A 4,777-nucleotide genomic window follows, 5' to 3' on the forward strand; every position below is an offset into this window, starting at 1 on the left:
GCCCGCACTGCGGATGCCGCCCCAGCGACCCGCCAATGCATAATCTGCCAAAGTAGTGCTAGCGGATAAGCGGATCAATAAGTGGCTATGTTAGAATAATTGGACGTTCCCAGTCGCGGCATCGACTTGCAGGGGCGTCACGCTACCTGGCAACCGCACACGGAGGCAGCCGACCATAATGCGCCGTTCGACATTCGGGCTTGCAACGGCAGCTGCAGACGGAACCTGCTGCCCGGTCTGGGCGAAACCGACTAGCGGCAACACGCTCGATCCCGTCATTCTCCGGCGCCCAGCCGGCCCCCAGCGCGACAGCAGCCGCTTATTCACGCCGCAAGGAAGGTCATGATTTGTGGGAATCGATTGGTGTGCTTTGAAGCGGATTCTCGATAAGGTTCGTTCATTCACCCCAGGACCTGCTTGACGCGAGGCACCGCAGCAGCGAAACCGGCTTGTCGAGGGGGCATGGAATAGTCGTGACGGGAACAGGACCTACACCGGTATTCCCAACCGGTTTACAGAATGGCGTCTCGGCGCCGACGTTCGATGTAGTGTTTATCCACGGTTTGTCTGGAGATCGTTTTAGGACCTGGACCGCAAAAGATGGCGCTTTTTGGCCGCAATGGCTCGCGGACGAGTTTGACAACATCAACGTCTATCTCGCCGGGTATGATTCCGCTGCATTCGCGGGCATATTGCTCGGCAGCGGCGCGTCGATCCAAGATCTCGCAACAACACTCGCAGACGGATTAATCAGCCGGCCGCGCCAAGCCGAGAATACCGTCCTGATCACGCATAGCTTGGGTGGGCTCATCGTGAAGCAGATGCTGCGCCGATGCGCCGACTCTGCCGACGTCCGGTTCAATAATCTGGCCCAGAAAGTGCGCGCAGTCGTCTTTCTGGGCACGCCGCATCAAGGCGCGCAATTGGCAACCGCCCTCGACCTCATTCTCAGGCCCTTCAAAAGCAAGGCATCCCAGCAGCTCGCATACGGCGGCGCTGAGCTCCTCGATCTCAGCAACTTCTTCTCGAACTTCGCGGTGCGAGAGAATGTCATTGTTCGTCCGTTCTACGAAACCGAAACGACTGGTGGTATCCACATCGTGGACCGCGTGACCGCTAACCCGAATGTTTACGGCGCTGAGCCAATCGCGGTGCAGGCCAACCACATTGACATCTGCAAACCAGAAACCACTCAAGCGCTCGTGTATCTATCGGTATGTGAACTACTACGGACACTACCTTCCTCGGGGAGCAGCCTGGTCGTCGCGGGCGCCGCAGCGAATTTGACATCAAGTTCGGCCGGTCAGAGTCTGCTGCCAGTCCCGTTGTGCACGACAATTCAGAGTTTGCCGCCGGTCGGTGTTGAGATTGCTCTGCCGCCCGCAACCGACATCCCGTCCCCTCAAGGCGTAGCCTCCGACATTATGGAGGATTTCGCCTATTTTACGACGGTAGCAGCGGATGATCGGCGGTCGCTCGATCAGAAGTTGCGCGAGGCGGGCCGCGCCTACCAGATCAAGGATGCCACGCGCCGTAAGGAGCGGTTTGCCATGGCCCTTCGCCGCCATATCGCCCAACCTTCTGCTGTCACACGCTACACGCAACTGCTGGGTGATGTGGAAAGCCGGTTCGCACGACATGTTCGACGGCCGATTAGCGAGGGCGCAACGCTCGCGCAGGTCGACCATGCCATTCAGTCGGACGTCCTCGATCCATGCGTCCGGCAATTCTCCAGCCCCGGTAGCGAGATTACGTCGGCGCTCGTCGACAACGCACTCTACTATCTGGCGGGCAATTGCCATGTGAGTTGGGATGCATGACCGACCTTCGCATCTGGTATTCGGCGCGCGATCCGTATCACTGCGCGTTTCGCATGATCCGCTTGCTAACATGGAAGGGGGAGGGCATTCCCATTGACCAACTGCGCGTCCTCGACATGCTTCTGATGTATCCATCCTTGGCATTACGGATGAAGCTTCCGGCGACGGTCCGCGAGAATCTGCGGGCGCTGCGCCTCCCGCCCCTCAAAGACTTGTTCGTCAGTCTCCCCGGCACCGCGTCGATCTGGCAAGATCTGCAACTCTACCAGTCTACGGCGCTGAAGCAGCTGGCTGGTCGGAGCCTCCTCAAGCGAGACGCCCTTCGTGATAGATACGCCTCCCTGGACCAACGCAATATACCTGCCTCTCTCCACGATCGGGCGAGCGCGCAAAATGCTGCGCAGGCCGCGTTGATGACCTTCTTGATCACCGACATCGCCAACCTTCCCGTCAACGGCCCGGACAACATCTTCAAACGAGCGGGTGTGCCGACCCGGGGGCCGGTCGCATGAGAAGTCAGCTGATCGTTGATCGCATGCTTGTGTATCAGGCGAGTAATGTCCTCTACGACGAGCGTTTTCACCACGGCGTCAACATCATCCACGGCTCAAATGGGTCAGGGAAGTCGACGCTCGCCGATTTCATTTTCTTCGGCCTCGGCGGCGACCTTCGTGAATGGAAACCTTATGCGTCACGCGCAGAGGCGGTCTTGCTACAGATCACCACACCGCAGGGCGTTCTGACCACCCGCCGCCACGTCTCGACCGATGCCGGTCGACCGATGGATATCTTCTTTGGTCCGATGGATCAGGCCCTGAGCGCCGGTTCCGATCTCTGGCAAAGCTATCCGTACAGCCGACCGGAGCGCGGCTACAGCTTCAGCCAAATCCTATTCCGCGCGATTGGATTGCCCGAGGCGATCAGTGATGGCGCTAGCAATCTGACCATGCATCAGATCCTGCGCCTGATCTACGTCGATCAGCTGACGCCGATCCAGCGCATCTTCCGGGTCGACCGATGGGACACATGGCAAACCCGGCAGGCGATCGGCGAGTTGCTCGCGGGCATTGGTGGCTATGAGCTGTACGACAGACAGATCCTGCTTCGGGAAACCGAGAAGAAGTACAAAGACGTATCCACCGCCCTGACCAACCTGATGTCAGTGGCATCGGGGTACGGCGAACAGATTCTGGTCGAACACATTGAGACCAGCATCGCCAACGCAAGCCAGGAACGCACCCGCCTGCTTGCGGCCATCGACGCTTTGGGCGACGAGGACGACGACGGCGAAGCGACGCAGGCGTTGAAGTCTGCCCGGGCCGAAGCGCTTAAGGCGTTCAGGACGAGCCGGCGTCGGGTCGTTGACCTGACGGATGCGATCGAGACTCTGGGCTATGAAATCGAGGACGCCGACGCGTTTCTCGACCACCTCCGCGAGTCGCTGCGCGACTTCGACGATGCAGCTCTGACCTTCACGGCCCTGGGACGCCTCGACTTTGAGTTTTGTCCGTCCTGCTTCGCAGTCGTACGGGAGAGGGCGGCGGACCATTGTCAGCTATGCAACGAACCGCATGTTCACGGCACAGACGATTCCCGCACGCTGGCTGTGCGTCTGGATCTGCAAATGCAGCTTCGGGAGTCCACCATTCTCCAGGAAGAACGTCAAGCCGAACTTGCGGTCATGACGGCCAATCTGCGCGTCGCGAAGCTGGAACTGCGCCGCGCGTCGACCACGATCGAGGTGTCGCGGACGGGACCGGCCACCAAGCGCGAAGCCAGCGTTGCCGAACTCAGTCGGAAGGTCGGCTTTATCGATAGTCAGCTCGAGGTGCTTCAAAAACGGCTTGAGCTTGGTCGCAAAATCAGGGCCCTGTCGCAACAGAAGGAAGACCTAAACAGCGATGTATCTCGCCTGCGCTATGAGGTTGAAGCGATCAGCCGGTCGCAGGATCAACGGAAACGCTCAACCTACACGCTTATCTCCAGCGAGGCCAAAGCGCTCCTCGATCACGATCTCGAGGAGCACTCCGATTTCGGTAAGGTGGAGCATGTTGACTTCAGCTTTGCCGAGGACTGGATTGCGATTAACAAAGACAAGAATCGGTCAGGTAGTGCTAGCGGTATGGTCGTGCTGAAGAATAGCTTTACCGCAGCAGTCATGTTTTCGTCGATCGCAGATGCGCGCTTCTGCCTTCCACGATGGATGCTGTTCGACAATATTGAAGACAAGGGCATGGTCGAGGAGCGGTCGTGGAATTTTCAGCGTTTACTTGTGTCAAAGTCAGCAGAAACCGAGCATCTTCACCAGATCATTTTCACTACTTCGAAGATCGCCCCCGAACTGGAGGGCAGCGATCTCGTAGTTGGTCGTAAGTACACGAAGGTCGCTCCCTCCTTGGCTATTGTCGCTCCATCGACCACAACAACCAATTAGGACTGTGTTCTTCCAAAGGCAGCGAACCGGAAACGCGGCAAGACGCATTTAGACACTCGCGCCGCGATTCGAAACAATGCTTTGGATCGCGCCGGTAGTACTTCGATGGTCGGTTGGGAAGCGTTGGAAGTCGGGTGCTGGCGAGAGCTGTCCTTCGAGGCGTCAAGTGGGAACGACGTCTGTGGACGCCCCTAAAGATGCAAGCGTTAAATGAGGTCTGGCAACGTAGTCAGGTGCTCTCGTCTGTCCGGCCTCTGATGCAGCATGTGGCTGCGGGCCAGTATGGGAGTTCGCGGACCGGATCCACATCGGGTTTGCGCGCTTGGCTAGCGCCGCGTCATTCACTGGTTTTCCGACCCCGTCTACCGACTGTTGTGCCATACCCTCCTTCGACCGCCTACGTCTCCGACGACCTCTGGCCCTGCGTTGCAGCTTTACGCTGCAACGACGACCGGAGCTTTTGACGTGCTCCCCTGAAATGTGACCGCCCGATGGTAGAGTCCGACCACGAAGGAGTCGGACG

3 protein-coding genes are annotated in these 4,777 nt (G+C 58.6%); all 3 read left to right on the forward strand.

The features are described 5' to 3' along the window. The first annotated feature begins 473 nt into the window (after positions 1-473). The 3 genes from IE191_RS20850 to IE191_RS20860 are packed head-to-tail and all read left to right on the forward strand — an operon-like array spanning position 474 to position 4,254. Positions 474-1,820, forward strand: coding sequence for an ABC-three component system protein (locus IE191_RS20850; RefSeq protein WP_191326356.1), 1,347 nt, complete (start codon positions 474-476; stop codon positions 1,818-1,820). Next, positions 1,817-2,332 carry an ABC-three component system middle component 5 gene (locus IE191_RS20855; RefSeq protein WP_191326357.1) on the forward strand — a complete coding sequence of 172 codons (516 nt, stop codon included), beginning with the start codon at positions 1,817-1,819 and terminating at the stop codon, positions 2,330-2,332. Before IE191_RS20850 ends, IE191_RS20855 begins: the two co-directional genes overlap by 4 nt. Beyond that, positions 2,329-4,254: an AAA family ATPase gene (locus tag IE191_RS20860; protein ID WP_191326358.1), complete on the forward strand. Its 1,926-nt coding sequence runs from the start codon at positions 2,329-2,331 to the stop codon at positions 4,252-4,254. Before IE191_RS20855 ends, IE191_RS20860 begins: the two co-directional genes overlap by 4 nt. The last annotated feature ends 523 nt before the right edge of the window (positions 4,255-4,777 follow it).

This window comes from Novosphingobium pokkalii (assembly GCF_014652855.1).
In the GTDB taxonomy this organism is placed as follows: domain Bacteria; phylum Pseudomonadota; class Alphaproteobacteria; order Sphingomonadales; family Sphingomonadaceae; genus Novosphingobium; species Novosphingobium pokkalii.